This window comes from Paenibacillus woosongensis, from assembly GCF_030122845.1.
In the GTDB taxonomy this organism is placed as follows: domain Bacteria; phylum Bacillota; class Bacilli; order Paenibacillales; family Paenibacillaceae; genus Fontibacillus; species Fontibacillus woosongensis_A.
The window spans coordinates 4,532,197-4,557,478 of sequence record NZ_CP126084.1; the positions used below are offsets into that span (position 1 = coordinate 4,532,197).

Genomic DNA, 25,282 nt, shown 5'->3' on the forward strand with positions numbered 1-25,282 from the left:
AATCAGAGGTACTTCACTCGGCTTTGCCGTCTTCCAGCGATTTGCGGTATTCCGTCGGCGTCATGCCCATCCATTTCTTGAACGCTTGGCTAAAATATTTGGAGTTGCCCCCGAAGCCGAAAGCATCGGCAAGCTCGAATACCTTCACGCCGCCGCTGCAGCGGATTTGCTCGGCCGCCTTCTCGATCCGCAGGCGGCTCAAATAATGGGAGAAGTTGTCTCCCGTCACCTGCTTGAACACTTTGCCAAGATAATCGGGGTTCATGTACAGCATCTCGTGCGCCACCCCGTTCAGGGTCAGCTCCGCGTCCATGTAATGCTGCTCAATGATCGAGAGCATTCTCTCAACGATGGAGGAGCGGCGGCTGATGCTGTTCTTGTAGTAGCCGGAGGTGACGTGGATAGCCGCTTCCTTGACGAACGCCTTCAGGCTGGACAAAGTATCGAGCCTGACGATCTCGGCCATTTGCGCCGTGAAGCGGTGACGATCCTCGGGTGAGCAAAGGCGGATCAGCATCGCATACAGCTCCAGCACGTAGGAGCGGGTGACGCCGATTTCCAGGCACAGCTCCGCCAGCTGGCAGAACAGCCGCTCCAGTTCGCGCTCAACCTCGTCGCTGAGGCCCGACTTGATCAGCAGAGCCATCCGCTCCTCGTCCATCTCAACATCCCCGCTTCCCCGACCGTCTGCCGGCAGATCGCTCTGCGTAATAAGGCTCCCCTCGCCAACGTAAAAGCGGTGGTTCATGCACTCTTGCGCCTCACGATACAGCCTGCGTGCCGCCTCCATCGGACCGGCTTCACTGAGCGCCACGGTCAGCTCGACGCTGTAGAAGCCAAAGAACGTCCGCTTCACATCCGCGATGCTCCTCAGCAGAAGGGCCCTGTCCGGCACCTCGCGGATGGCCATCAGCAGCCTGCCATGGAGCGTCGCCCCTAGCAGAGCGCCCGTCAGCAAGTCCTCGGCAATATTTTTTAAGGCAAATAAATGCTCGTATTCGTGGGAATCCTCCAGTTGGAACAAGAGAAGGCGAACCGGCTGCTCTGCGGATTCAAGCCCGAACAGCTCGCGGTAATATTCCAGATCGCTGCGCCCGTACGTCTTATTGGATACAAGCTCGCGTAAAAATTGCTCCTTCACATGGGGCAGCACCTTGTTCAGCCCGTCCTTCATCCGGGCAATGAATCGCTCCCGCTCGCTCCGTTCCTCCCGCTCGGCCACAAGCTCGGCCAAGGCTTCGCAGATCTGCGCCTCGTTGCAGGGCTTCAGCAGGTAATGCTTCACCCCAAACTGCATGGCACTGCGCGCATATTCGAATTCCTTATACCCCGTGAGCATAATGAACCGGATATCGGGGAACGACTGCAGCGTTTTCTCTACCAGCTCCAGCCCGTTCAGCCCGGGCATGGATATATCGGTAATCACAAAGTCCGGCTGTTCCTGGACGATCAGCTCATAGGCCTCAATTCCATTACGCGCAGTGCCGATCAGCATGGTTCCCGCGCTTTCCCATTCCACGATCTGCTGAATGCCTTCCAATATCATCCGCTCGTCGTCTACGAGCAGCACCTTATACATCCTCGTCCTCTCCTTGTCTATATGGAATGCGGATACGAATTGCCGTTCTGACGTTCGGCTCACTGTCAATGCGGATGCCCCATTCGGAGCCGAAAGTGAGCTTAATGCGCTCCTCGATGTTGAATAGTCCGATGCCTTTGCCCCTCGTCTGCACCCGCCCGCCTCTAAGCTCCGTAAGGAACTCCGGCGTCATTCCCGGGCCATCGTCCTCCACCCGGATATCCAGCCCGCCCCCGCGTTCGGCCGACTCCTGAACGATGATGCGGATATGGCAAGTTTCGACTCTCGGCTCCAGGGCGTAATGAATGGCGTTCTCCAGCAGGGGCTGAAGCGTCATTTTCGGAATTAGGGCATCCAGATATTCATCAGGCACCTCCAATTGGAAGTCCAGCCGTTCCTCGAAGCGGATGCGCTGAATCGTCACATAGCTGCGCACGATGCCCAACTCCGACTTCAAAGTGATCAGGCTGGTCCCATCACTCAGCGAGCTGCGCAGCAGGAAGCCAAGCGCTTCGACCATTTGCGAAATTTGCGACTGACGGTTCACCTTGGCCAGCCAATTAATCGAATCCAGCGTGTTGTACAAGAAGTGCGGGTTGATTTGCGCCTGGAGCGCTTTTAATTCGCTTTCGCGAATGACGAGCTGCTTGGCATAATTTTGGTTGATGAGCTCACGAATGCGCTGAATCATCATTTTAAACGTGCGCTGCAAATGCTCGACCTCGGTCTGCGACGTTCTCGGCACCTCCCCAAGCGACTGCTCCTCCAGGTTGTCGAGATCGCCCTTCTCAATTCTGCGCATCTTCTTGATCAGTTGTTCGATCGGCCGGGTGATGCTCCGCGACAACTTCACTCCCAGCGCAATGCCGATCAGCAAAATCAGAATGAAGATGATCGTGACGAGGTCTTTGACGAATGAAATGGTACGGAACATGCTGTCATATGGGGTCATATTCAAATAAATCCAGCCTAGATCGGACGACCTTACCCGCGTGAAAAAATATTTACTCCCCCCTACGGTCGTTAACCCGTAGGATCCGGAGCGCACCCGTTCATCGGCAATCTCCTCCTCCGGGATGAGAGGATGATCGGGGTAAATGATTTTGCTCCCGTCGGTAATGATGAGATGACTGTCATCCCCGCCGCTTTGCACATAATCCTCCATAATCCGCTCTTTGCGGAAACGTATGATAAGCGTGCCCAGGTCATCCCGCGGAAAAGTCGTCCCGCTGAACGACTTAATCTGCCGCACGGCGTACAGCGACCGGTCGCTGCCAACGTACCACACGTTCGATCCGTCTGCGTCTTCGGCAATCGTCATGAGCTCCGTCTGCAGGTCCTGAGCCAAACCAGCCCGATTGCCTCCGATCAGAACATACCGTTCCGGGTCGATGACCATAATCGAATAAACGAATTTCTCGGAGCCGGCGATGGCGGTGAGACGGTCCATTATTTTTTTGCGCTGAACGGCTTTCTGGTAAGACGTAACGCTGTCCACCTTCAGGCGGGCCAAGCTGTGCTGCAGCTGCTCATCGGAGAACACCCGGAACGACAGGCCTTCCTGCTCCCTGAGCTGGTTCTCGATTCCGAGCGCTGAACTGTTGAGCACCTGGGAGGTTCGCTCGTACATTTGCCGGTCGTACAAGTCAGTCACATACTTTAACGCGATCCAATACAAGGAGAAGCTGACGAGCATTAGCAGCGTAATCAAAATCAGCATTTTGTGATAAATGCCGGCTTCCCTCATTCGTCCGCGAATTTTACCTATCAAGATGGCCACCCCGTTTACAGGTCAATCATAGCAAGCGCTTACAAGTTCTGTTATCGATATTTTACATAATTCATGAGCGTGCGGATACCCATCGTAATATCTATTTCATGCTATGAATAACAAATATTGCTCCATGCTGCAAAACAAACGGGGTTACCCTCTCATCCTAAGCGATGTTGCGGGCACCCCGTGTTACGATGTTTATTCATTTGCAATTTGCGCTGCTGCAGATTTCATTTGTTCAATCCAGCGTTGTCGTGCCTCTGGCAGGATGGGCCGATCGTCCTTCTTCAAGTAACGGATCATGAAAAAGCCGTCCGGTGCGGCCAGGCTCAGCACAAGCTCATGCCGGAAGCAGGAATCTGTCGTAAACTGTGCCTCAAGGATGGAGTAGTCTGCTCCAAGCTCAAGCATTTCACCGAGCTCCAAAATGTCCTGCTCCAAATAACCTTCCGTATGCTCCTTAATCGAGGCGGCGTCCATCCTCTCGAAATAATCGACGGTGAACTGCTCCGACGTTTTGTAGCGGTACCTCTCTGCCTTCGGGTAATAACCGATCATTTCACTGTCGTTATACAGCAAATAGGTGGCCGCCTGGAAGCCGTCCAAATCGAACTCGTTAATAAAGCGCCGCATTCTCTCGAAAAATTGTGCCCCTGCTGGAACAACCGCCTGCTCTCCCGGTAAAACTTCTCCGTCCTTATTCAAATGCAAGACGCTGTATGGCGAGTATCTCGTAATGTAGACAGACTTTTTCTCCGCGGCTATTTGCACGTAGTAACTGGTAATATTGCTAAGAATCTCGCCGTTCTCATCCGCTTCATTGACGCAAGTGTAGATATGCTTGCGCGTATATGTAAATGTAGCTTCTTCCCCGGTCAGCGTAAGGATTTCCACGTTCAGGATTTCAGATTGGATGTTGTATATCTGAAAGTTCATCATCAGCTGAAAATGGTTAAGGAACGATATTTGCCGCTTGTCCGGATGAAACATTCCGGTGAGCTTGTCTATATTTTTGGCTGTGTAGGCTTGCTCTAGCGCTTTTGCGATTTCCTGCACCTTTTGTTCCGTGATTCTAGCTTTCTTGCCGAAAAAAAACATGCCCATCACCTTCCGTCATTCGAATCATTAGTAATATCGGATGTTCAAACGTTATTGTTTAGTTGGTTGGTGGATCCATTGGACTGGGTCTGGATGCAGCAGCTGCGAGCACTAAGCTAACGGACAGAAGAACCGCTATTTACTCATTTTCCCCCGATTTTGAATTCTATCGGATACAGAGGACTTTATTTGCCCCTGCCATCCCTATTTTCACCCGCATTTGGTTGAACAGCGGAACTACGGTCCGTTAGCTCTGCAATATTGTGTTTTTTTCGCTAATAGCGGAACTACGGTCCGTTAAAGATACTGCGAGAGCCTTTGGCGGCCCGAACGGCTTGGGAGGCTTGTCACCTCAGCATCTTAGGCAGTTTGGCATCTTGATCGGCAGGCGTCTTGGCGGCTTGGCGACTTGGCGCCCCTCCCTTCAACGCAGGCACTAAAAAACAAGGCCATCCCCAATCAATTCCAATCCGATCTTTGGGGACAGCCTTGTTTATAAAATACTAATCTAGTGCTGGATCATGCCAAGTCTATGGTAATTACGCGTGTTGAAGAGCCAGTTTGGAAGCAGCTTCCGCTACGCGGCGCAAGCCGTCTTCGATGATCTCGTTCGCTTTGGCCGGCATTGCGTTATGCCCTTCGATGACAACTTCATCAATGATTTGCATGCCGAACACGCCGCCGAATACGCTGCGCATATAATTCACGGCCATTTCCATCGGCGCTGTTTCTGGCGTCGAATAGATGCCGCCGCGCGCGCTCAGGAAGATTGCCTTCTTGTCCGTCATTAACGAAACCAGTTGGCCTTCCTCATTATATTTAAATGCAAATCCCGCAGCATAGACGTAATCGATGAAGGTTTGCAATTTCGCAGGTATGGTCAGGTTCCACAACGGGAACGCGAATACAACAACGTCTGCAGCGCTTAATGCGTCCATTGCTTTTTGTTTAGCTGCCAAAAGACGGCTCTCAACATCCGTCAATTCGCCGCCGTTTTGCATTTTGCCGAAGGCATTGAACAGATCCTGGCCGAAATAAGGCATATCCTCTTCGAATACGTCATACGTAGTGACGTTCAGGTTCTCTTGGCCTTTGATTGCCTCCATAAACGTTTCATACATTCTACTGGACACGCCCTCAGAAGCAGGACGGTTATTGGCTTTAACAACTAGTACATTCATGTAAGATTCCTCCACTTTTTCTCTACAAATTTAGGTATGATTGATATCCCACTCTATTTTATCAGATGTTTCTGGCAGATGTCATATTTTTTAGGCAGCATGCAGCAGACTAACGGCATTCCTCCATCTAATTAACCTCACTTCACAGATAACTTTGATTTATTGGAAAAGATTCCTAGGCATTAAGCATGCTGCGAAATATATGAAGGAAGCGCGCAAAGGCTCGATCGTCAACACTTCCTCCTATACGGCAATTATTGGCTCCGACTTTAACCGTTATTCTGCGTCCAAAGGCTCCTTGCGCGCCATTGCACGTGCGGCCGCGGCGGACCTGGGCCAATTCAATATCCACGTAAATACGGTATTTCCCGGCGTAATCGAAACGCCGATGACGGCAAAGCTGACGGAGAGTACAAAGAAGCGATGGACATGCTCGTCCGTGCGACGCCCATGCAGCGTCTGGGACAACCTGAGGAAGTGGCCAATGCCATTTTGTTCCTGGCTTCGGATGAAGCATCCTATATTACGGGCGGCGAGCTCGTGATCGACGGCGGATACTCCGCCCGGTAATAGCCCGCTTCAAGCATCCCGTTTATAAAAAAATAGCCGAGCCCCTGCAGGAACGTGTCCTGAGCGGTGCTCGGCTATTTTTATCATCAATCATCCAGCTCGACGCTTTGGATGTTTCCGTCCGCATCGACCGTCCACTCGATTTCAACGCCTTTATTCAGTCCCAGGTTGTCATCGTCTTCAATCGTCATATTGTCCGGGATGGTCATCGTTTGCTGCCCGCCATGATCTAGTTGCACGGTAACCTTCCTCCCACTGACCTCCAGGATTGTGCCCTCGTATTCCAGATTCAGCAGAACCAGACCGCCGTTGGGATCCGTAATCGTAATGCGTTTGCCTCCATCGGTAAGCAGCTCGACTTTTTTATGATAATTATTTTTGAGCGAAATATCTTTGAGCACTTTCTGGACCTTTACCCCAGAAGGCAGGCCCTCCGTCTCCGATACGGCTGCTGCGTTCTTTTGCTGGTCGGGCTGCCCGCCTGTATTATTCTGGTTCGTTGCTGCAGTTCCTTTTCCAGGTGCTTGCGCGTTTCCCTGGGTCCCTGTTTGCGCTTTGCCCGCGCAGCCGCTTAGCAAAATGCACGCACTCATTACCAGCAGAAGCGTAGTGGCCTTAAGCCCGCGCCCCTTATTAATTTTATAATTTGTCATTGTGTACCTCCAGTTGTTTGACTTATAAACCTATTCGACCGCCATATCCTATCCTTAATTTTCTATTATAACAAATTAATATATAATTATTCGTGGTTTTTAGACAATTTTCGACTATTAGTGAACAACTTTAAAATAAAGTAAGCGACAGAATTTATTCCTGCATGAAAAAGGACGTGCCTTCGGCACGTCTTTTTTGTTGCGGTTTTTCACTTTTCGTGTTAGTGATAGGTTCCCCTCAGAACCTACGGGCGGGCGATCCTGAGCTCCATAGAAGTCAGGCAGTCCGAATCCATGACCGATCTCATGCTCCATAATATGGACTTCATAGTTGATCGGTTCTGCTAAGCTCATCTACAATCGTTTGCGTGTACACGATTTCATTTGGCTGTTTGTTTAAAATTTGCGCGGGATTCGCAACGGCCCAGCCCACAACTTTAACCGGGATATCCCCGTAAGGCCATCCGTCATCCCCCTTGAGATGTTTGGTCCAGTTATTCAACTGGCGCCCCAGCATTCGTTCAATATCCTGACGCTGCTGCAGCGTCAGATTTTTGGGCGACTGCCAGCGGATCACATAATTAATCGTTCCCTTACCGGCAAAGATTTGGTCAAAAATGAGATTTTTGCGGCCTACAGAATTCTCCTTCAGCATTCGGTTATTATAGACCCATTCAATAGAAGGCCTTAGTGCCTCTGGCATGTCGGACAGCGGATAATTCTATATTTTACATATATATATCAATATATTGGTAGGCACTAATTACCTTTTTATATATACAAAAAATCTCCCCACATGGTAGACAAATGAACATCTATTCCATGTGGAGAGCCATATAGTTACTTCGGTGCATGTACCTTGCTTACTAGGTCGTGGTTGAACGACGCTCGGGAGGCTGTACACTCATACGTTTGCCCGCCCTCAATGATAACCCAAAGCAAAGCAGCAGAACGATGCATGCGAGAGTATACGGATAATTGATATCTATATCGAACAAATATCCCGCGAGGATCGGCCCGGCAATATTGCCGAGACTCGTATATGCCGAATTAAGCCCTGCGACGTAGCCTTGTCGGTCCGCAGCCAGCTTCGACATTTGGGTACCAATGGCTGGACGCAAAATATCAATCGCCAGAAAGACGATAAAGGTAACGGCATAAATCATCCAAAACTGGTGCACAAAAAGCGTTATAAGAATGAAAATACCCGCAAACAGAAGGCATACCGAGATGACGTTTTTCTCGCCAAACCGATTCAAAATCCAACTGAAGGCCGTAGCTTGAACTACGGCGCCAGCGATGGAGCCGAATGTAATGATAAAGGCTATATCCCCGGGTTCGAACCCGAATTTATGATCGACAAACAGTCCGAAGACCGTTTCGAAATTGGCTAGCCCAAAAGACATGACAAAAACGATGATCAGGCTTAAGAAAAAGGGCTCCCGATAAGAATGGAGCAATTGAGTTAGAAAGCTGCTCTCCTTATCCGATGATGCAGGGGATTCGGAGGACACCTTTTGTATAGTTAGAGACTCCCGAAGGACAAACAAAGAAATACAACCTGCTATAAGCCCCGCAACTCCTGCGGCATAAAATGGGACGCGGATGCCGAACTCAGCGATATACCCCCCGATTCCAGGACCGATAATAAAACCTGTCGTAATGGCCGCATTAATGTAGCCCATCCCGGCTGCACGCTCATCCTGTGTCGTAATGTCTGCGACGTAAGCCATCACGGCCGGCATAATCATCGCGGCGCTAATACCGCCAAGCATCCTTGAAATATACAGCAGCACGGGAGCGCTCGCCAATCCGAACAGTACCTCGGAAAAAGCAAATACGATCATGCCGATGACAATCATCCGCTTTCTTCCGTAAGAGTCGGCCAAGCGGCCTGCCAGAGGCGAAAATAGAAACTGTGTCAGTGAGAAGGTAGCCACCAGCAGGCCGACCGTACTCCCGCTAATCCCCAAACTATTCATAAATTTAGGCATGATCGGGATGATCAGCCCAATTCCCATAAAAACTAGAAAAATATTCAACATCAGGATCAGCACCGCACCCCGATTTTTCAACATTAACCCCATTCAGAATTCCTCCAACGTTATATGCAAACATACTGAATATTCATTCAAAATGATGAAAAAAGAAAAACGTCTATCGACGTAATTTTAACCTGAACTATTTAGAGGGCTTGGCGATTCCATGCAGAAACACATCCATAGCCAATTGGTAAGCCTCAAGCGTCTCCTGCCGGTCCATATTTCGCGCATGCTGGCTTAAGCCAAGCAGTAGACTGTCCAGGATGATGGCTAACCCCTCTACATTTGTATTTTTAAATTCGCCGTTATCGATCCCTTTCTGCAGCAATTGCTGATTAAATATGAGATAGCCTTTGACAATTTCATGAATCCGCTCTTCCACGTCCGAAGCTTTCTCCGAATTGTTGTAAAATTCATCAGCGGCTCTGGTCAGTGGATGGTTTAATTGATCGAGCGCTAAATGCTCAGCCATGCCGTGCAATTTATCGATCGTGGTTAGGTAGAGCGGCTCCTTCGCTAGCCATGTCTCCTCCCATTCGAGGTTCCATTCATCAATCAAATATAGAAACAAGCCTTCCTTGTTCTTGAAATGATAATAAATGTTGCCCGCGCTGCAGCCGGTGGCCTTCACAATATCTTCGATCGATGTAGCCTTGTACCCCTTCTGTACGAACAAAGCTCTAGCGGCATCGGCCATCTTCTTCTTGGTTTGCTCGCTTTGCTGCTTCTTTTTATTCATTCCTGAATCACCGCTTTCAGAATACTGAACAATTATTCAGTATTATAATCGACAATGGCCGGCTCAAGCAACTTCTTTTTCAAAGCAGCTAGTCCCCACCATTCTCAGCGACGAACTCTCCAAGATGCCTGATTTTATAACGAAAAAGGTACAGCCCTATGCTAATACAGAGTTGTAGATGACGATCAGGACTCCCACGAGGAGAACTCGCAGAATTCGCAAATTCAGGGCATTCTTGAATCGCTGCTCAATGTCAATTCTTCAATTCGATCTATATCCATCATTCCTGAAGGAACACACCCGCTGATTACTACAGCCGACCGTAAAACGCTTGACCCCATTTTTTGGGATACGGACAAGGCCAAAATGAAAGAAAACAACTGGTACAAAAAAATCTTTAATTCAAGTGGGCCGCTTTAGCCCTGGCTACTTGCAGTGCAGTATTGATCGGGTATATGGTTAGGGGAAACAAGGAAACCTGGGGATACGAACCAATACGCAGCGTATGGATCAAATTGCGGATCTAGAGCGAAGCTTTGACCGGATGATGAATCGTATCACTCTGCTGGTAGAGCATGTGAATAAGTCTGTGGATGCCGTATTACATACTGCTGAAGAACTGATTCGCTCATCCAAGAGCACTTCATCTGCCTCCCATGATATATCAGCAGCGATGACACAGATTACCCCTGGAGCCATCAAGGTTGCCGACGATGGGAAATGTGCAACGGCCTTACCGTCCAGAACAATGAGCGGATCACCATCTTGAAATCATCCCACGAAAGTCTGGATAGACTCGGTCATCACTTGATAGAGGCAAGTTATCAAGGCCAGGAACATATGTCTTATATGCTGGAGCAAACCGGAGAAGTTGAAACCCGAACGAATCATTTAATTGAACAGGCTGCACAGCTCCGTGAAGGAACCGGCAGCACTGAAAAAATAATTGAGCTTTTAAGCAATATTACGAAGCAAACTGCGATTCTTTCTTTAAATGCTTCAATCGAGGCAAGCAAGGCTGGAGGAATCCCAAAATAGCTTATCCGCTGCTGTAGAATCAGTTAGCGCCATTTCCGAGGAAACCTCCGCGGCCAGCCAAGAAGTCCTTGCCCTAAGCAGCAATCAAAGGGCTGTCAGCAGTGAGCTCTCACAGCTGTCCAACAATTTGAGTATGTTAGCAAGTGAATTGCGCCATTCGTTAGCCACTTCAAACTATAAAGAATAATAAACAATCCGGAACAGGAGTGCCCTGCCCGGATTGTTTGCTGATTAATTACTAGTGTATCTTACCCAATCATAGTAAGCGTATAGCGGATTAGCTCCATTGTACGACCCGAGCCAACTATCTACTCCAGTGCCATTCCAAATATTCATCATGATTTTGCCGGGGGTTTTGGGAATATTCTTAGTTGCCCTATGCTTCGCAACACCGTCAACATACCACGTTATGGAATCAGGCTGCCAATCGAAGGCGTAGGTATGAAAGCTTTGAGATGCGTCGAAGCCCAAATCAATGACCTTTTCATTCCCTCCAACACCGTTAGTAAAATAATTGAATTGTACTTTGGTCGTATCCTTGCCTAAAAATTCGATATCAATTTCATCCCATGGTGTGCCGTCGGTTGGCCCCGTGTAAGTAAAGAAGGACGAAACGATGCCCACATTTTTTGCCGGCTTCATATTCACCTCGTACAACCCATATCCGGCTTTGAACTTGCTGCGATACTCCGCACAATCGAATTTATTATAGGAAGGGCTTGTAAGTGCGAGACGCAGCTTGCCATCATTTGTAAACGTTGCATTATTAGCCCGCCAGGTACAGTTGAACATGTTGCCGTTAGAGTACCCGTTGGCCATTTCCCAGGTCTGTGAATTATAGTACGTCATGGGTTCCCAAAACACAGTAGCGCCCTTCGCAGTGATCGCCAACGAAGTCAACAGAAGAAGCGAAGAGCAAAGCGCAATCCACCATTTCTTCTTCACATTTCTCACCTCTTGGTTCATATTTTCCCTGCTGCCTCTCTTGGTACTTGGTCTTGGTCCTTGTGTAGAATGACTACTCAAAATCCTCCTTTCCCGGTAAAATGCTCATAAAATCATGATGTAACCTAATCTTATTACTATTTTCCATAGATTTCCATAACAAGAAATTAACTTTAGCATCAATATTTCAAACTTTTTAAGAGGGCTGGAGCAGGCAAAATCGAAAACTGGCAAGAGGATAGAAAAAACCAAGTAAAATCAAAGGTATTTGCTTGAAATGTACAAATTTGCTTTACTTCCCGTCAATTCTCAGGAGCACAGCCTCTCGGGCCGCCTTCGTGAGCGTGCCGAGCACCAATTCATAGGAATGGTCGATCATCTGTTCCAAGTCATCCACAGGAAGACTGCCGTCCGCAATGACCGTGTTCCAATGTGTTTTGTTCAGGTGGTATCCGGGGCGAACACACTCATGCTGCTCCCTTAGATTTGCCGCAATCACAGGGTCGCATTTCAGCGAAATGTGCACCTCTTTGTCATCGCCAACCTCGGTAAGCAGCGCAAACATTTTGCCTCCTACCTTCATGACCAGCGGGTCTGGACCGAACGGATAATCCTGAACTGCTCCTTTCTTGGATAAGCAATAGGCGGTAAGTTGGTCGTACATGGTATCACCCTTTATAAGAGATATATTAACTAGCACATTGTTATATTGATGCCTAATAGTATAAAAAGGAGACTATTTACAAGTGGTATAAATACTCTCCGTATACTTAGTAATAGCTTCATCGTAATCTGGATACTTATACCCGAGACTTTCTGACACAGCTTTTGAGTATTTTCTAAATAGCTCATAACAAGTTAATAAGGACTTCCACATTTCCTGATACCCATTCTCAGAATAGGTTGAGAGGAGTTCTTCCCAATCTTCATTTGGGAGGTAACGTTCTATAAACTTATAGTTCTTCCCCATGCTCAAGTTGTATCCTTGCTCTAAGCCGATTTTCCAAGCCATCATTCTCAATAAATTTGGTCTTGCTATCTCGTTTAAGTGGTCAATAGCAAATAGTATTTCTTTTCTCGCTAATCCTTTTACCACGTATGTTGAAACCATCCAGAACTCATTACAACAATCATCGAATTCCCTAGCAGTTGGCTTTGTAATCCAATATTGACGATCATTTGCGATCACTTCGTGTTTGATCAGATTATCCTTATCAAGCAACACCTTAACTAAACCATCGCTATTGGTAAAATAATCATCTATTTCATTCTTTGGTATAAGTGTTAAGTCTAATTTATTTCCATCCTCAAATAGGATGATATAAGAAAACCAATTACCTAATTCTGATGGAAAAAGCTCCATATCTTCGGGTTTTTGCATCATAACTGGCTTCCCAAATATTTGGAGCCACTGATCATTCTCCTTGAAAGAGTTAATATCCGTTACAAAGTAAGAGATGTCATAATCTTGGAATGTATCAGGGGGTATATTTTTATTTGTACGTGACCCCTCCAAAGTGACCAGTCGAATTCTATCATCATTTTTAGCGAAATCGATAAGGGTACTCATCATTTCATGTTCACTTCTCAATACCGTAATCCTCCGTTCCAACCGTCATGATCAACCATTTCTAATTCGACGTTGTATTCTCTTCCTCCTTGCTGTCTAAGTAACGGAACCAAGCATAACCCTTTTTCAAAAAAAAATCACAGGCGAAAAGCCCGTGATTGAAGGTTGCAGTCCCAACTGCGCAATTGTAAGAACAATTTAAGCTGTTTCAATTTTTACAGCCAACGCTTGCGCTTCAATGCATAAAGCCGCTGCTTTAAAGGCATGCTCCTGCGTCATTGCGTTTTCCGTTCCGTTCAGAATATCCAAAATAAACTCGCCGAAATAAGGGTATCCCACCTTGCCGGAACAGTCGAAATGCCGTTCGCCTTCATGGTTGACTAAATACAAATGGTTGCCGGACGCTTCCCGGGCGATATCGATGTATTTTCTGATTTCAATATACCCGTCGGTGCCTAATATAAAGGTTCTTCCATCGCCCCACGTACCTAGTCCATCGGGAGTCAGCCAATCCACGCGAAAATAGAACGTGGCCCCATTATCTGCGACCAGCGTAGCATCGCCGAAATCCTCGAACTTCGGATAATCCTTAAAATTGTAATTGGCTACTTTACTGTGCAGCACTTTGGCATCCTTCGCGCCCGTATAGGATAAAAATTGCTCGATTTGATGGGAACCGATATCGCATAAAATGCCGCCGTAATAGGCGGGATCAAAAAACCAGTCCGGCCGGGCCTTTACATTTGCGCGATGCGGTCCCGTACCGATCACTTGAACGACACGGCCAATGGCACCCTCCTCAATCAACTGGCCGGCAAACACGGCGCTTTCCACGTGCAGGCGTTCGCCGTAGTAAATTCCCCACTTGAGTCCGGTTTCCTTCGTTTTCAAGCGTGCCTGATCTACTTGCTCCAATGTGGTGAAGGCCGGTTTATCGACAAAATAATGTTTGCCATGATCCAACGCTCTAAGCCCCAGAGCACCACGCTCAGATGGAATGCAAGCGCCGGCAATCAGTTTGATTTGCGGATCGTTTAAAATCTCCTCCTCGGACTGCGCCGCTTTCACCTGGGGATAAGTGTCTAAGAATCGCTTGACCTTTTCCGGGTCCGGATCATAAACCGCTACGAGCTCGGCACCTGCCTCCATGAGGCCGTTGCACATGCCATAGATATGTCCATGATCCAAACCGATAGCTGCAAACCGAAACTCCCCCTTGCCAACTACGGCATTGGGTTTTCCTTTTGGCGCATAGTTCATGCCGTCCTGCTTGTTTGTCATTGTGTCTGCTCCTTTCGGTTTCTCAAGCATTGCCGCCCGACGTAATCGTATTGTCGCTGAAGTTTTCGATGCTGGTTTTCTTGTCATAGAAATAGGTTGCATGCTCCAGAATACCCTGACGCGAATAAAAAGGACTATCCGGTCCCAGCGGCAGCTTGACCGTCTGACCGGTGCTTGCGGATTGATAAATCGCTGTAATAAGCTCCAGCGTCCGTCTGCCTTGAACACCGTCCGCCAACACAGGCGTGTTCTGTTCGATAGCTCTCAGGACATCCAGGATCTGTCCGCGATGGCCTTCATAGGGAAGATCGGCTTGTTCATCGTAGACCTTCTGAATTTGGGCCTCCAGAGCCTTGTCCTCCTCCGGAAAACCGTTCGGTTTAGATATGGAAGCCGCTACTTTCCAGGGAGCAGATACGCGCGCATGCTTTCCTTGGAAGATCAGCTGCTGCTCCTGGCCATGATGCACCACAGAGCTGGTGATTTGAGCCAACGCACCGTTATCGTATCGGGCGATCGCAATCGAAATATCCTCCACCTCAGCATTGTCATGCGATGTATTGCTCATGACGGCCGTCACTTCGGCAGGCATGCCGTTCATCCATTGGAAAATATCGATATGATGCACGGCATGATTCAATGTGCAGCCGCCTCCTTCCTTCTCCCAGGTCCCCCGCCACCACAGATCATAATAACAATGGCCCCTCCACCAGTAAGAATCGATCTGTGCGTGTACAACCGGACCGATTAATTTCGTGTCCAGCACATGCTTCAACTTCATCATAGGCGTAGTAAAGCGGTTTTGCGCCACGACAGATAAAATTTTACCGCTTCGCTCCGCTGCCTCATTGATGGCATCGCATTCTTCCAGCGAGGAAGCCATTGGCTTCTCCACGATGACATGCTTGCCAGCATTCAAGAAGGCGATTGCCGTATCCGCGTGAGTATACGGAGGCGTGCACACGGACACCAGATCGATGTCGCTGCGCTGGAGGAGCTCCTTGTAGTCAGCGTACACGGCCGCTTCCAGTTTAAACTCTTCTATTCTTTGCTTGGCCTTATCCGGGTAAATGTCACAGATGGCCACGATTTTGCATTGCTCCGGAAATTGTAAATACGCTTGGATATGCGCCGGGGAAATGGCGCCGGCCCCGATGACGGCTACATTTAACAATAGATTCCACTCCTTTAGGCTCAGGTGTAAATCGGGCCTCCCACTCGAAAGGCCCGACCAGTTCATAAGTTACTGGTTGTAGAACTCATCGTATGCCGCCATTTTGCCTTCCATGACAGCTTTTCCGCCCATAGCCATGTATTCTCCAACTTTCTGTTCGTAGACCTTATCGAATTGATCCGGTTTAGCCGTCACAATCTTGGCCAGCATTTCCTTTTCGAAATCCTCCAGGATTTTGGCATATTTGATCTCAGCATCTACCGGAATATCTACCCGAGGCAAGGTATATCCATCGTTATTGCCCGCTTGAATACTTTTGACCGTGAAATCTTTAAAGTTGGCGTCAAAGGCATTGGCCGCGATGTTTTTGTCTGGCTCTTCCGTTGAAATGTATTTACCGTTGAGAATAATGCAGTAATCATAGTAGTTGTACAGCAGGTTTTGGGCTTCCGGCGTATCCAGCAGTACAGGTAGTCCGTCAGCAGTCATCTCGTACGATTTGCCTTCCTCCCCGTTTTGGAGTACCAGTATATTGTTAGGATCCGCCATCCAATTCAGGTACTTAATCGCCGCAACCGCATTTTTGCTCGTAGCCGGAACCATTATATAGGCTCCGTTTGGTTCATAGACGGGCTTCGGATGTTTCCCATCAGGAGTAGAGAAAGGATCGATGGCCTCAAGCACAGCGTCTGGATTATTCGCTTTCAAGTTGGCATAGTAGCCGTTATAGACCGGTTCGTTCGTATTTGGCGTGCCTGCGCCTGCAATGCTGTTGACGACTTGCTGGGCGAAAGCTTGGCTGAAGTCATCGCTGAGCGCGAAGTCCGGGTCGATTAGTCCCTCATTGTACATCTGGTTTAATAGCTGGTAGCCGTCCTTGCTGCCCGGCTGCAGCCATCTTGGAACCGCATACAAATCTTTGTCGGTAATTTCGTCCCACTTCCAGAAGGAATTTACCAAAGGCATCATATGGAACACATCGATATAACCGTAAGGAATGACTTTTCCTCCCGTGTTGCCCGGATCCTTTTCTTTAAAGGCTCGCATCGTATTTACAAATTCCTCCGTCGTTTGCGGAATCGGCAGATTTAATTGATCCAGCCAGTCCTTGCGGATAAAAGTCGTCGTTTGAGCCTGAATCACGCGAAGCGCGGGGATGACATATTGTTTTCCTTCAAAGATGCCGTAAGGCAGGGAAGGCCCCAATACTTTCTTCAGGTTGGGTCCGTGCTCATCAATGAGCGGGCCTAAATCGGTCAGACCGCCGCTTTTCACATAGTTTTGTACAGTCGGTTTGTTATACGTGAATACAATATCCGGTGCGGAACCCGATGCCATGAGCACGTTCAGCTTATCCACTTCTTCCGCCCGTGGAACCGTAACAAACTCTACGTCAATGTTGTTGGGGTCGCCGAAATTTTTCTGGATGTACTGCGCCATAAAGTTTTTCGTAATTGGCGGCTCGCCAGCCGGCGTATTATTTCTGTCGAACAGTTCTACGGTGAGCTTAATCCGTTCTCCTTTAGCTTCCTTGGACGGATCGGCGGCACTACCTCCGTTCCCTTCTTTGCTTGATCCATTTCCCCCGCTGCCGCAACCTGCCAACACCAATGTCACACTCATGACCAAAGCCAGCAGAGCAAACAGGGGCGAGCGATATGGTTTTCGCATGCTATTGCCTCCCTTTTCATTGTTTATATATAGTGACCTTCAGCGCAGCCCGTCGCTAGACTTCTGCCGAAGAGCAGCTATTCAATTCATTCCGGCCTTAGCAGGTCTATCCCTTGACGGCCCCTGTAAGCATCCCGGAAATGAAATACTTCTGCAGCCAAGGATAGACCAGCAAAATCGGCAAGGTGGCAAACATGATACTGGCCGACTGGATGCCTTGCGGAATCGGGGTCGCTGCGTTGAAGCCTTCCTGCGCCGTAGCATCGTTCACTTGGCTATTGATGACCATCTGATAAAGCTTTAACTGGAGCGGGTAAAAGTCTTTGTCACTGATATAGAACAAAGCATCCTGGAACATATTCCATCGATCCACGGCGGAATATAATCCAATGGTTGCCAGAATCGGCAGCTGCAGCGGAAGGACGATCCGAAGCAGGAATCGAAAATGACCGCAGCCATCGATCCAGGCTGAGTCCTCCAGCTCATTGGGCATTCCGGTAAAAGAAGTCCTCATAATAATCAACAAAAAGGCGTTGATCATCAGCGGGAGAATGAGCGACATAGGTGAATCCAACAGCCTCAGTTCCTTTATAAGCAAGTAATTGGGGATAATCCCTGGGTTGAAGAACATCGTGACGATAATTAGGCCAAACATAATATTTCTGCCTTTAAAATTTCTGCGGCTTAAAGCGTAGGCCGCCATGATGGTCATCGCCAAAGCGACTGCCGTATATGTGGCGACCAGGATGACCGTAATAACAAGAGAACGCATCATGGATGCATCTCCGAAGACCGCGGAATAGGAATGAAAGTTCCATTCCACGGGCCATAGGAACACTTCACCCGACATAATAGCCCTGTTGCCGCTGAAGGATAAGGCAAAAATATGGATCATCGGCACGACGCAAAATAATGAAAAAATGCCGATAAGCACGATGATGACGATATCAATGACTTTTTCAAAAGAATTCCTGATCACGCACGTCCCTCCCTTAGAAGATTCCTTGATTGTTGACTTTTCTGGAAATCAGTTCGGCCGTAAGCAGCAGGACCAGCCCGACGACCGACTGGAATAATCCAACGGCAGCCGCAAGCGCAAATTGCGCGGACTGGATGCCGACCGTGTATACATAAGTACTGATGACCTGGGCTACATCCATCACATACCCGTTCTGCAAAGCATAGGGTTGTTCAAAGCTGATGTCCGCCATGCGCCCGATTTGGATAATGAACAACACGACGATGGTCGGTTTAATCCCGGGAAGCGCAATATGCCAAATCTTTCTCAATCGGCTGGCTCCATCCACTTCTGCGGCTTCGTACAGTTCCTTATTAATCCCTGTAAGCGCTGCCAAATATAGAATCGTTCCCCAGCCTGCATAATGCCACACTCCGGCTCCCGTATAAGTAAGGATCCACATGATCGTATTCTCGAGAAACGGAATGGGCTGTCCACCAAGACTTTTTATAAATTCATTCACACTGCCCGTGTGGGTAGCCAGCAATTGAATAGCCATCCCGCCGACAATGACCCAGGAGATAAAGTGAGGCAAGTACAAAAGAGTTTGACTCAAGCGCTTATACCAGTTGATGCGCAGCTCATTGAGCATAAGCGCCAAGATGATCGGAATCGGGAATGTCAGCAATGAAATCACATTTAACATTAAAGTATTGCGAAGCGCTTTATAAAACTGCGGCATCGCGAAAATCTCCCGAAACACGTCTAGTCCAACCCACTCGCTCGCCCATATGCCTTTAAAAATGTTGTAGTCCTTAAAAGCGACCACGACCCCCAGCATAGGGATGTACTTGAATGTAATAAAGAATGTCATGGGCAATACCATCAGGAGATACAACGGCCATTGCCGTTTAAAGCCGGTTATGGCATTCCGTCGTTTGACGGGAAGTTCTGTACCCGACCGGCGCACCTCTGTTTGCATAGGCGTCATCCTTTCCGCTGAAGTCTGTTGTTTGTTTGGAGCTAACTATACAACAGGGAATTTCCCCTGCGAAATTCTCAATTATTTTGGGGCACACACCTTTTTTTTGCGGCCTATTCACCTTTTTTATATGCCTAACTATTTTTTGTCATGGCAGACCAGCTGCCGAAATTTCAGGCACAAAAAAAAGAAGCGCCTCGAAAGAATGCATGCGTCATGCATATCCCCCAGGACAGCTTCTTCATTTATGTCCTACTTATGATCCTGATAAGCGCGGTGTTTCTCCTCCTGGACCTGCCTTCCCCCCATCATCATATACTCTGCTACCTCCTGGTCATAAACCGAATCGAATTCCTCAGGTTTCGCCGTAAGAACTTTCACAAAGATCTCATCATTCTTATCGTTCAGGATAGCTGAGGATTTGATTTCAGATGGCAGGATGGTTGGGATCCGCGGAGTTGCAATTCCGTCGTTCATTCCATATTCCACGCTCTGGAGCGCAAAGTCTTCAAAGCTGGGAATCGAAGCATTGGCTTTCAGATTCAACTGTTCATCCGTGCTGCTGACATATTTGCCATTAAGAATGATGCAATAATCGAAATAATTAAATAGCAGAGTGTTCGCCTCTTCATTCTCCAGCGTAACTGGCAATCCATTCTCCATTTCGTAGGTTACCCCCTCAATCCCGTTCTGAAGGGTAATATAGTTTTCCGGCTGCGCCATCCAATTCAAATACTTGATCGCTGCCTCGGCGTTACGGCTCGTTTTTGGAACCATAATGTACATGCCCGTCTTTTCCAAAATCGGCTTTGTTTTTTTGCCATTTGCATTGGTGAAGGGATCAATGGGAGTCAGTATCGCGTTTGGATCGTTTTTCTGCAACTCGGCCAAATACCCCATATACACAGGTTCAATCGTATTGGGCGTAGCGGCGCCAACGCGGCCGTTCACCAGGTGCTTCTGGAATTGCTGGGCATACCTGTCGAGATGGAAATCAGGATCGATCAGACCTTCATGATACAGCCGGTTCAGAAGTTTGAACGCATCTTTGTTCCCCGGCATTATCCATCCCGGATCGGCGTATAAATCCTCCTCGGTGATGCGGTCCCAATCCCAAAACGAGTACTGCAATGGCGCTATATGATAGTAATCGATATGTCCATAGGGATAAATGGTTTCCCCGTATTTCTCCAGCCTGAGCTTCTTGAATGCCTTTAAGGCTTGGTAAAACTGCTCTGTTGTTTCAGGCAGAGGCAATTCCGCTTCCTTGAGCCAATCTTCGCGGATCAGGGTCGTGCTACGGGCAGTTAGCACCCGTTTGGCCGGAATCGCAAATTGCATTCCATTTATGCGTCCATAGCTTAGGATTTCCTCCCCCAGGACGGTTTTCAGGTCTTGGCCGTACTGGTCCAGCAAAGGAGAAAGATCGGTTAATTTGCCTTGAGTGAAAAAGTTATAGACCGTAGGAAGATCGTACGTAAACACGATATCCGGGGCTTGATTCGCGGCCATAAGCACTTGCAGTCTCCCCACTTCTTCAGCCCTGGGTATTGTGATGAATTCAACCTTGATTCGTTCCGGATCTCCAAAGTGCTTTTGAATATACTGCGTAATATAATTGTCCGTAATCGAATTTACTCCAGCGGGTTTGTTATTACGTTCGAACAGCTCGATTCTTAACGTTGTCCAACGATCAGTCGAAGCGGATTCGTCGGCCCCGAGGCGTCCTCTGGCACCCTCAGCATGGCCTGATTTATTCGATCCCGCAGGGCCGTTACAGCCCATCATGAATGACAAGATGGCGGTAACCACCATGATCGAAGTTAAAGACCGCAGAAACGGCATGGAGACCCCCTCCTCCTCGATTGTTAAACTGAGTTCTATATGGTGCGGTACATATTGCGAAACTCCCCTGGGGGAACGTCTTGAAGCTTCTTGAAAGCCCGATAAAATGAATTCACATTCTGGTAACCGATTTGTTCTGCGATCGATTGGATCGAATCCTCTGTTTCTATTAATAGCCGTTTGGCCTGCTGCATTCTGATCTTCAACACATAATCAACGAATTTCTCGCCCAGTTCCTCTTTAAATAGCAGGCTAAGAGCGCTTGGTTGAAGTTTGAAAATATCGCTTACCCGGGCCAGGGACAGATCCGGATCGGCAAAATGCGCATCAATATAACCTTTGGCTTGCATCGCAATGCTGTGATGTCTTCTAGCCTGCCGGTCCTCATCCACACAAGCCTCGAACATCGCCATGATGCCCATGAACTGATATTCGAACTCATCCAGCGTTTCTGCCGTTTCGTTCAGGTTGGCGAACCGATGCTGAAAATCCTGTTTCCAAATTTGTTGAATGTTCGGTGATAACGCGTTAACCGCCTGATCCATCCGCTTGGCGAAAATATTTACAAGCCCAGTCATGTCTTGCTTCATAAACCGCATCTTTCTTAATTCCGTGAAAATCTGAGTCAATTTCTCCCGCCAATCGCTCTCGTTCATTCGGAAGGATTGAACCGCCTGATCCAGAGCTTGCAGGTAAACGTAATTGTCCAGGCTCAATTTACCGGCGCTCTTACGATTATCAATGATCGTATTCGTTCCGAAAATCATTTTCAGTTCAACGTTGTCGTGCGCATTGCGGTAAGAATCCGCGACGGTTTCGATGGAATCGGAATCGGCCCCCACCCCAATCGTTATCGTAAGCTCCAGATGCTGATTGATCCATTTTTGGAATTCCTCCGCGTAGGCTGACGTCGTTTTGCTGCTGCGTGGATCGGCTGCAATATGCTGGATGACAAAAGCGATTCGATGCGGTTCCATCCAGACGTCCCAAACAAATGAATGATGGTTCTGCCCTAGGTCGCGGAAGGCGCTTTCGATAATAAATTTGAGCAAATGCTGATCCTTGACCTTGTATTTGTCAGTAAAGCTAGAATAATGATCAATTTCCACCACGATAACCCCTAGCCGGTCATACGCATCAGGCAGGCTCAAATCCGCAAGCTTCTGCTTGAATTCTTCGTCCGTTAAATACAGATGGCCCGCCAACAAGTCGTGAAACAGACGCTGCTGCCGCAGCAAACAATCTTCCTTATGCAAATTCTCATAATCCAGAGACCTCTTAAGCAGATGATCCAAGGCCATTTCTATAAAAGTGAACTCATTATTCGCCCCCTTGATGCCAAGCTCCTCACTTTTTCGGTTCGAAAACTGGCCTACCTTTTCCATAATGGAATGAATCGGCTTGTAGTGCATATGCGTTACGATGGTAAAGCCGACCAATGCCAATAAAATGATAAAGATCAGAATAAACATCCATACACTAGAGAAGAGAGACAAAATATTGTAACCACTATCATATACACCCTGGGAAACAAACCTCCAGCCCGTATAGTCAGATTGAACCATAATCATGTCCGCCCCGCTGTCCGAAGCCGATGGGGCACTATCATCGCCTTCTAATAGCAGCACTGAATTGGAATCGCTTTCATTTAACGAGTTAAGATAGTCCATAAAAGATCGCTGGTACACATTTACGACAAAGGCACCACGTACTTCATCCCCCGTATAGGCGAACTTCACAAGCGAGACAACCTTCTGCTTGTCTTCGTCAAAAGCCGCATAGGCGAATAAGCGCGGATCATGCCAGTCCGTCGACTCTTTCTTGTCAAAGTTAAACATTAAAAATTCACGATCGCCAAAAGAGTCCAGCGCATACGAGCCAAGATCCGAAATAACCCGCTGCTCGTCCTCATTGTACATATAAATCGTATTGGAGAAAGGCAGGGCTAGACTTAATTCGATAATTTTCTTCTGCAGCATGAAATCATCAACAGCATGCTTGGGCCGATCGGAAAAATACTCCTGGATGTCGTTATCCATTAACAATTTGCTGACTACATTGCGTTCAATTAACATCAAATTAGCATCCAGATTAAAGACCATACGATTCAAGATCGCGTTGTTGGTCTCCTTATACTTCTTCTCGGAGGCATTATTCAATACAAGGAAAATAATAAAGATCATCGAGGAAATGATGACGAAGAGAATAGGAGCATATGAAAGAATCGTTCGATAATACCAGTTCATTTTCATAGAGCTAATCTCCCAAAAAGCAGTTTCATAGATTATAAAAGAAAACCATCTATGTTGTTAATTCACATTTTATTCGGAGTTATCTTTTTTTATTCCTGAGCCATATATTCGCTATAGAGGCTTGTTAACCCTGCAAAATTTAAAATTTAAAATTTAAAGGAATGCACCCCTAGAATAGACTTTGGAAAAGCCTTGGTTCAACCATAAGTCCTAGGGGTGCACTAATCTCATTTTATAGTAATTAACGAACATTGCGATATAAAAACAAGTAAGCAGAAATAGTAAATAATAATACTACCCAAGAAAATTGAACCACTAGCCCCGACCATTTGTCCAAAAAAATATTTACCTCAGATATTGAAAAAAGATTCATTGTAGCAAGAGTAGGTAAAAATTTAGCCAACTGAAAAAACGAAAACAACATGTGGCTAAGTCCCAAAACAAGCGGGAGCATGATAGCGATAGGTGCTATAAACCCCTGTAAAGACAACAAACATGGCGATGTTTACAAATTTCGCACATAAAAGTTTTAATCTAGATGGTTGTGTGAGAAGTGTTGTTCTAAGAGCAGCGTGCGAATATTCTTGTCCAAAATAACCTGCACTGGCAACAATAATTCCTGGTTGACCCAAATAAAGGGCTTGCAAGCAAAGAGAAAGGATCTCCTGCTCTCTCCCTATCTTTGGTGTATCGGATGTTAATAAGTAGAGTAAGGGAATGATAATAGCTCCAACTACACCTAGAACACACCACCCATAAGAAAAAAATTTAGTTTTCTCACTACGCAATGCAGCGTACATCAATATTTTCCTCCTACATCACTACGAATAAAAGCGTAAAAAGACGTGATTAAAGCTATTGTCACCCATATCAGCAGTACGATACCGCCTTTTAGTGGATCATGTTCATAAGGGGCTGTTGGTGTTGCAACGAGAAGATTACCTGCTGCCACAGGAAGATACCCCCCCCCATTCCCACCTTTGTGCTAAATACTTTCCAAGATTGTAAACCTGAGGAACTAAAAAAGCTAAAGGTACGATAGCATTTCTAAAGAGCATTCCGATTCCAAAAGAAAGTACAGTTGATAAAATCCAATTCAGCGCTGAAAAGCCAATAAACTGCCAAGCTATTGTACTTGACGGATTGTAATATGAAGTGCGACAGGTGCCAAGAGAATAACAAATAGTCCATGGCTGATTCGTGTAGAATGAAGTTACCACACCACCCCTATACAAGGAGAATCAGAACATGAACTACACTCATTTTAGCATAGTCGAACGTAGTCAGATAGAAGTCCTACGTTTGGGATGGACTAACCGCGAGATCGGTAAAAATCTTGGGAGAAGGACTGATCTCGAACCAGATTCAAGAAGTCTGCTGCCATATGTCTCCGGCATTCATCCGAGGCATTGAAACGTTTTTCCCGAAAGCCGAGATCACTTTTGATAAATTTCATGTGATGAAATTAGCCAACGAAGCCGTAGATGAAGTACGTAAGAATGAGCAGAAAAAGCAACCAGAACTAAAGCACACAAAATATATTTGGCTAAAAAACGAAAGTAACCTGAATGATACACAACGAGAAACGTTACTTCGCCTAAAAGACCAGCATTTAAATACAGGTCATGCTTACCGTTTGAAGCTTGCTCTCCAAAATTTTTGGTCGGAGCCGCATATCTTTGCGGATATATACTTAGGGGAATGGATGAGCTGGGCAAAGCGTTCCAAACTGGAGCCCATGATTAAGTTAGCAACTACCATTAAACAGCATGAAGAAGGCGTTTTACGCTGGTTTCACAGCAAAATGACGAATGGTTTCCTAGAAGGACTAAATGGGTTGGTTCAAGCAGCTAAACGGAAAGCAAGAGGCTACCTTGCTTTGTATATTCCAATAATTGCGTCACAGATTTTTATATTATGAGAATTCCTC

23 protein-coding genes and 1 pseudogene are annotated in these 25,282 nt (G+C 47.2%); 4 read left to right on the plus strand and 20 right to left on the minus strand.

Annotated features, from left to right (window positions below; genetic code table 11):
- Positions 1–13: 13 nt before the first annotated feature.
- The 4 genes from QNH46_RS20950 to QNH46_RS20965 form a co-directional block, all read right to left on the minus strand.
- A complete protein-coding gene (locus QNH46_RS20950) occupies positions 14–1,579 on the minus strand; it encodes a response regulator (protein ID WP_283925878.1) in 1,566 nt (521 codons plus the stop codon).
- On the minus strand, positions 1,572–3,299 hold the full coding sequence (locus tag QNH46_RS20955; RefSeq protein WP_283928520.1) for a sensor histidine kinase: 1,728 nt from the start codon (positions 3,297–3,299) through the stop codon (positions 1,572–1,574). The genes QNH46_RS20950 and QNH46_RS20955 overlap by 8 nt, the downstream gene beginning before the upstream one ends.
- A gap of 252 nt (positions 3,300–3,551) precedes the next feature.
- A complete protein-coding gene (locus QNH46_RS20960; RefSeq protein ID WP_283925879.1) occupies positions 3,552–4,457 on the minus strand; it encodes a hypothetical protein in 906 nt (301 codons plus the stop codon).
- A 533-nt stretch (positions 4,458–4,990) separates the two neighbouring features.
- Positions 4,991–5,632: an FMN-dependent NADH-azoreductase gene (locus QNH46_RS20965; protein ID WP_283925880.1), complete on the minus strand. Its 642-nt coding sequence runs from the start codon at positions 5,630–5,632 to the stop codon at positions 4,991–4,993.
- A gap of 172 nt (positions 5,633–5,804) precedes the next feature.
- Between QNH46_RS20965 and QNH46_RS24460 the strand changes: the two are divergent.
- A pseudogene (locus QNH46_RS24460) lies at positions 5,805–6,202 on the plus strand (SDR family NAD(P)-dependent oxidoreductase); the annotation flags it as partial.
- A gap of 86 nt (positions 6,203–6,288) precedes the next feature.
- Here the strand turns inward: QNH46_RS24460 and QNH46_RS20980 are convergent.
- The 4 genes from QNH46_RS20980 to QNH46_RS20995 form a co-directional block, all read right to left on the minus strand.
- A complete protein-coding gene (locus tag QNH46_RS20980; RefSeq protein WP_283925882.1) occupies positions 6,289–6,855 on the minus strand; it encodes a hypothetical protein in 567 nt (188 codons plus the stop codon).
- Positions 6,856–7,180: 325 nt separating this feature from the next.
- Complete coding sequence (locus QNH46_RS20985; protein WP_283925883.1) at positions 7,181–7,510, minus strand: hypothetical protein; 330 nt, start codon at positions 7,508–7,510, stop codon at positions 7,181–7,183.
- Positions 7,511–7,721: 211 nt separating this feature from the next.
- Positions 7,722–8,942 (minus strand): MFS transporter, encoded by a 1,221-nt coding sequence (locus QNH46_RS20990; RefSeq protein WP_283925884.1) that lies wholly within the window; start codon positions 8,940–8,942, stop codon positions 7,722–7,724.
- 94 nt (positions 8,943–9,036) lie between these two features.
- Positions 9,037–9,636 carry a TetR/AcrR family transcriptional regulator gene (locus tag QNH46_RS20995; protein ID WP_283925885.1) on the minus strand — a complete coding sequence of 200 codons (600 nt, stop codon included), beginning with the start codon at positions 9,634–9,636 and terminating at the stop codon, positions 9,037–9,039.
- A gap of 505 nt (positions 9,637–10,141) precedes the next feature.
- On the opposite strand from QNH46_RS20995, the gene QNH46_RS21000 reads away from it, so the two are divergent.
- Complete coding sequence (locus QNH46_RS21000) at positions 10,142–10,405, plus strand: hypothetical protein (RefSeq protein ID WP_283925886.1); 264 nt, start codon at positions 10,142–10,144, stop codon at positions 10,403–10,405.
- A gap of 71 nt (positions 10,406–10,476) precedes the next feature.
- Positions 10,477–10,674, plus strand: coding sequence for a methyl-accepting chemotaxis protein (locus tag QNH46_RS24650; protein ID WP_283925887.1), 198 nt, complete (start codon positions 10,477–10,479; stop codon positions 10,672–10,674).
- Between the two features lie 231 nt (positions 10,675–10,905).
- Here the strand turns inward: QNH46_RS24650 and bglS are convergent, their stop codons facing one another.
- The 12 genes from bglS to QNH46_RS21065 form a co-directional block, all read right to left on the minus strand.
- On the minus strand, positions 10,906–11,619 hold the full coding sequence (gene bglS / locus QNH46_RS21010; protein WP_430691851.1) for a beta-glucanase: 714 nt from the start codon (positions 11,617–11,619) through the stop codon (positions 10,906–10,908).
- Between the two features lie 292 nt (positions 11,620–11,911).
- Positions 11,912–12,283 carry an MmcQ/YjbR family DNA-binding protein gene (locus tag QNH46_RS21015; protein WP_283925889.1) on the minus strand — a complete coding sequence of 124 codons (372 nt, stop codon included), beginning with the start codon at positions 12,281–12,283 and terminating at the stop codon, positions 11,912–11,914.
- A 72-nt stretch (positions 12,284–12,355) separates the two neighbouring features.
- Complete coding sequence (ant(6), locus tag QNH46_RS21020) at positions 12,356–13,210, minus strand: aminoglycoside 6-adenylyltransferase (protein WP_283925890.1); 855 nt, start codon at positions 13,208–13,210, stop codon at positions 12,356–12,358.
- Between the two features lie 177 nt (positions 13,211–13,387).
- Entirely contained in the window at positions 13,388–14,470 is a 1,083-nt protein-coding gene (locus QNH46_RS21025; protein ID WP_283925891.1) for a Gfo/Idh/MocA family protein, read from the minus strand.
- A gap of 22 nt (positions 14,471–14,492) precedes the next feature.
- Entirely contained in the window at positions 14,493–15,644 is a 1,152-nt protein-coding gene (locus QNH46_RS21030; protein WP_283925892.1) for a Gfo/Idh/MocA family protein, read from the minus strand.
- A gap of 69 nt (positions 15,645–15,713) precedes the next feature.
- Entirely contained in the window at positions 15,714–17,315 is a 1,602-nt protein-coding gene (locus tag QNH46_RS21035; protein WP_283925893.1) for an extracellular solute-binding protein, read from the minus strand.
- 106 nt (positions 17,316–17,421) lie between these two features.
- Complete coding sequence (locus QNH46_RS21040) at positions 17,422–18,294, minus strand: carbohydrate ABC transporter permease (RefSeq protein ID WP_213594007.1); 873 nt, start codon at positions 18,292–18,294, stop codon at positions 17,422–17,424.
- 13 nt (positions 18,295–18,307) lie between these two features.
- Positions 18,308–19,255 carry an ABC transporter permease gene (locus tag QNH46_RS21045; RefSeq protein ID WP_283925894.1) on the minus strand — a complete coding sequence of 316 codons (948 nt, stop codon included), beginning with the start codon at positions 19,253–19,255 and terminating at the stop codon, positions 18,308–18,310.
- 252 nt (positions 19,256–19,507) lie between these two features.
- The gene (locus QNH46_RS21050; RefSeq protein ID WP_283925895.1) at positions 19,508–21,100 is read right to left on the minus strand and encodes an extracellular solute-binding protein; all 1,593 of its coding nucleotides are present in this window, start codon (positions 21,098–21,100) and stop codon (positions 19,508–19,510) included.
- A gap of 35 nt (positions 21,101–21,135) precedes the next feature.
- A complete protein-coding gene (locus QNH46_RS21055) occupies positions 21,136–23,352 on the minus strand; it encodes a helix-turn-helix domain-containing protein (protein WP_283925896.1) in 2,217 nt (738 codons plus the stop codon).
- Positions 23,353–23,780: 428 nt separating this feature from the next.
- Positions 23,781–24,152, minus strand: coding sequence for a hypothetical protein (locus tag QNH46_RS21060; RefSeq protein WP_283925897.1), 372 nt, complete (start codon positions 24,150–24,152; stop codon positions 23,781–23,783).
- Positions 24,152–24,304, minus strand: coding sequence for a hypothetical protein (locus tag QNH46_RS21065; RefSeq protein WP_283925898.1), 153 nt, complete (start codon positions 24,302–24,304; stop codon positions 24,152–24,154). The genes QNH46_RS21060 and QNH46_RS21065 overlap by 1 nt, the downstream gene beginning before the upstream one ends.
- A gap of 384 nt (positions 24,305–24,688) precedes the next feature.
- Between QNH46_RS21065 and QNH46_RS21070 the strand changes: the two genes are divergently transcribed.
- Entirely contained in the window at positions 24,689–25,273 is a 585-nt protein-coding gene (locus tag QNH46_RS21070; protein ID WP_283925899.1) for a transposase, read from the plus strand.
- Positions 25,274–25,282 lie beyond the last annotated feature (9 nt).

Excerpts from the sequence above, each read along its gene's own strand:
- QNH46_RS20995 (WP_283925885.1), bottom strand. The coding sequence starts at position 9,636 with ATGAATAAAAAGAAGCAGCAAAGCGAGCAAACCAAGAAGAAGATGGCC.
- QNH46_RS21050 (WP_283925895.1), bottom strand. The coding sequence starts at position 21,100 with ATGCCGTTTCTGCGGTCTTTAACTTCGATCATGGTGGTTACCGCCATC.
- QNH46_RS20985 (WP_283925883.1), bottom strand. The coding sequence starts at position 7,510 with ATGCTGAAGGAGAATTCTGTAGGCCGCAAAAATCTCATTTTTGACCAA.
- QNH46_RS21015 (WP_283925889.1), bottom strand. The coding sequence starts at position 12,283 with ATGTACGACCAACTTACCGCCTATTGCTTATCCAAGAAAGGAGCAGTT.
- QNH46_RS21060 (WP_283925897.1), bottom strand. The coding sequence starts at position 24,152 with ATGTACGCTGCATTGCGTAGTGAGAAAACTAAATTTTTTTCTTATGGG.
- QNH46_RS21000 (WP_283925886.1), top strand. The coding sequence starts at position 10,142 with ATGGATCAAATTGCGGATCTAGAGCGAAGCTTTGACCGGATGATGAAT.
- QNH46_RS20950 (WP_283925878.1), bottom strand. The coding sequence starts at position 1,579 with ATGTATAAGGTGCTGCTCGTAGACGACGAGCGGATGATATTGGAAGGC.
- QNH46_RS21035 (WP_283925893.1), bottom strand. The coding sequence starts at position 17,315 with ATGCGAAAACCATATCGCTCGCCCCTGTTTGCTCTGCTGGCTTTGGTC.
- QNH46_RS20990 (WP_283925884.1), bottom strand. The coding sequence starts at position 8,942 with ATGGGGTTAATGTTGAAAAATCGGGGTGCGGTGCTGATCCTGATGTTG.
- QNH46_RS20965 (WP_283925880.1), bottom strand. The coding sequence starts at position 5,632 with ATGAATGTACTAGTTGTTAAAGCCAATAACCGTCCTGCTTCTGAGGGC.
- QNH46_RS21055 (WP_283925896.1), bottom strand. The coding sequence starts at position 23,352 with ATGAAAATGAACTGGTATTATCGAACGATTCTTTCATATGCTCCTATT.
- QNH46_RS21045 (WP_283925894.1), bottom strand. The coding sequence starts at position 19,255 with ATGCAAACAGAGGTGCGCCGGTCGGGTACAGAACTTCCCGTCAAACGA.
- QNH46_RS20980 (WP_283925882.1), bottom strand. The coding sequence starts at position 6,855 with ATGACAAATTATAAAATTAATAAGGGGCGCGGGCTTAAGGCCACTACG.
- QNH46_RS20955 (WP_283928520.1), bottom strand. The coding sequence starts at position 3,299 with ATGCTGATTTTGATTACGCTGCTAATGCTCGTCAGCTTCTCCTTGTAT.
- QNH46_RS24650 (WP_283925887.1), top strand. The coding sequence starts at position 10,477 with ATGTCTTATATGCTGGAGCAAACCGGAGAAGTTGAAACCCGAACGAAT.
- QNH46_RS20960 (WP_283925879.1), bottom strand. The coding sequence starts at position 4,457 with ATGGGCATGTTTTTTTTCGGCAAGAAAGCTAGAATCACGGAACAAAAG.
- QNH46_RS21025 (WP_283925891.1), bottom strand. The coding sequence starts at position 14,470 with ATGACAAACAAGCAGGACGGCATGAACTATGCGCCAAAAGGAAAACCC.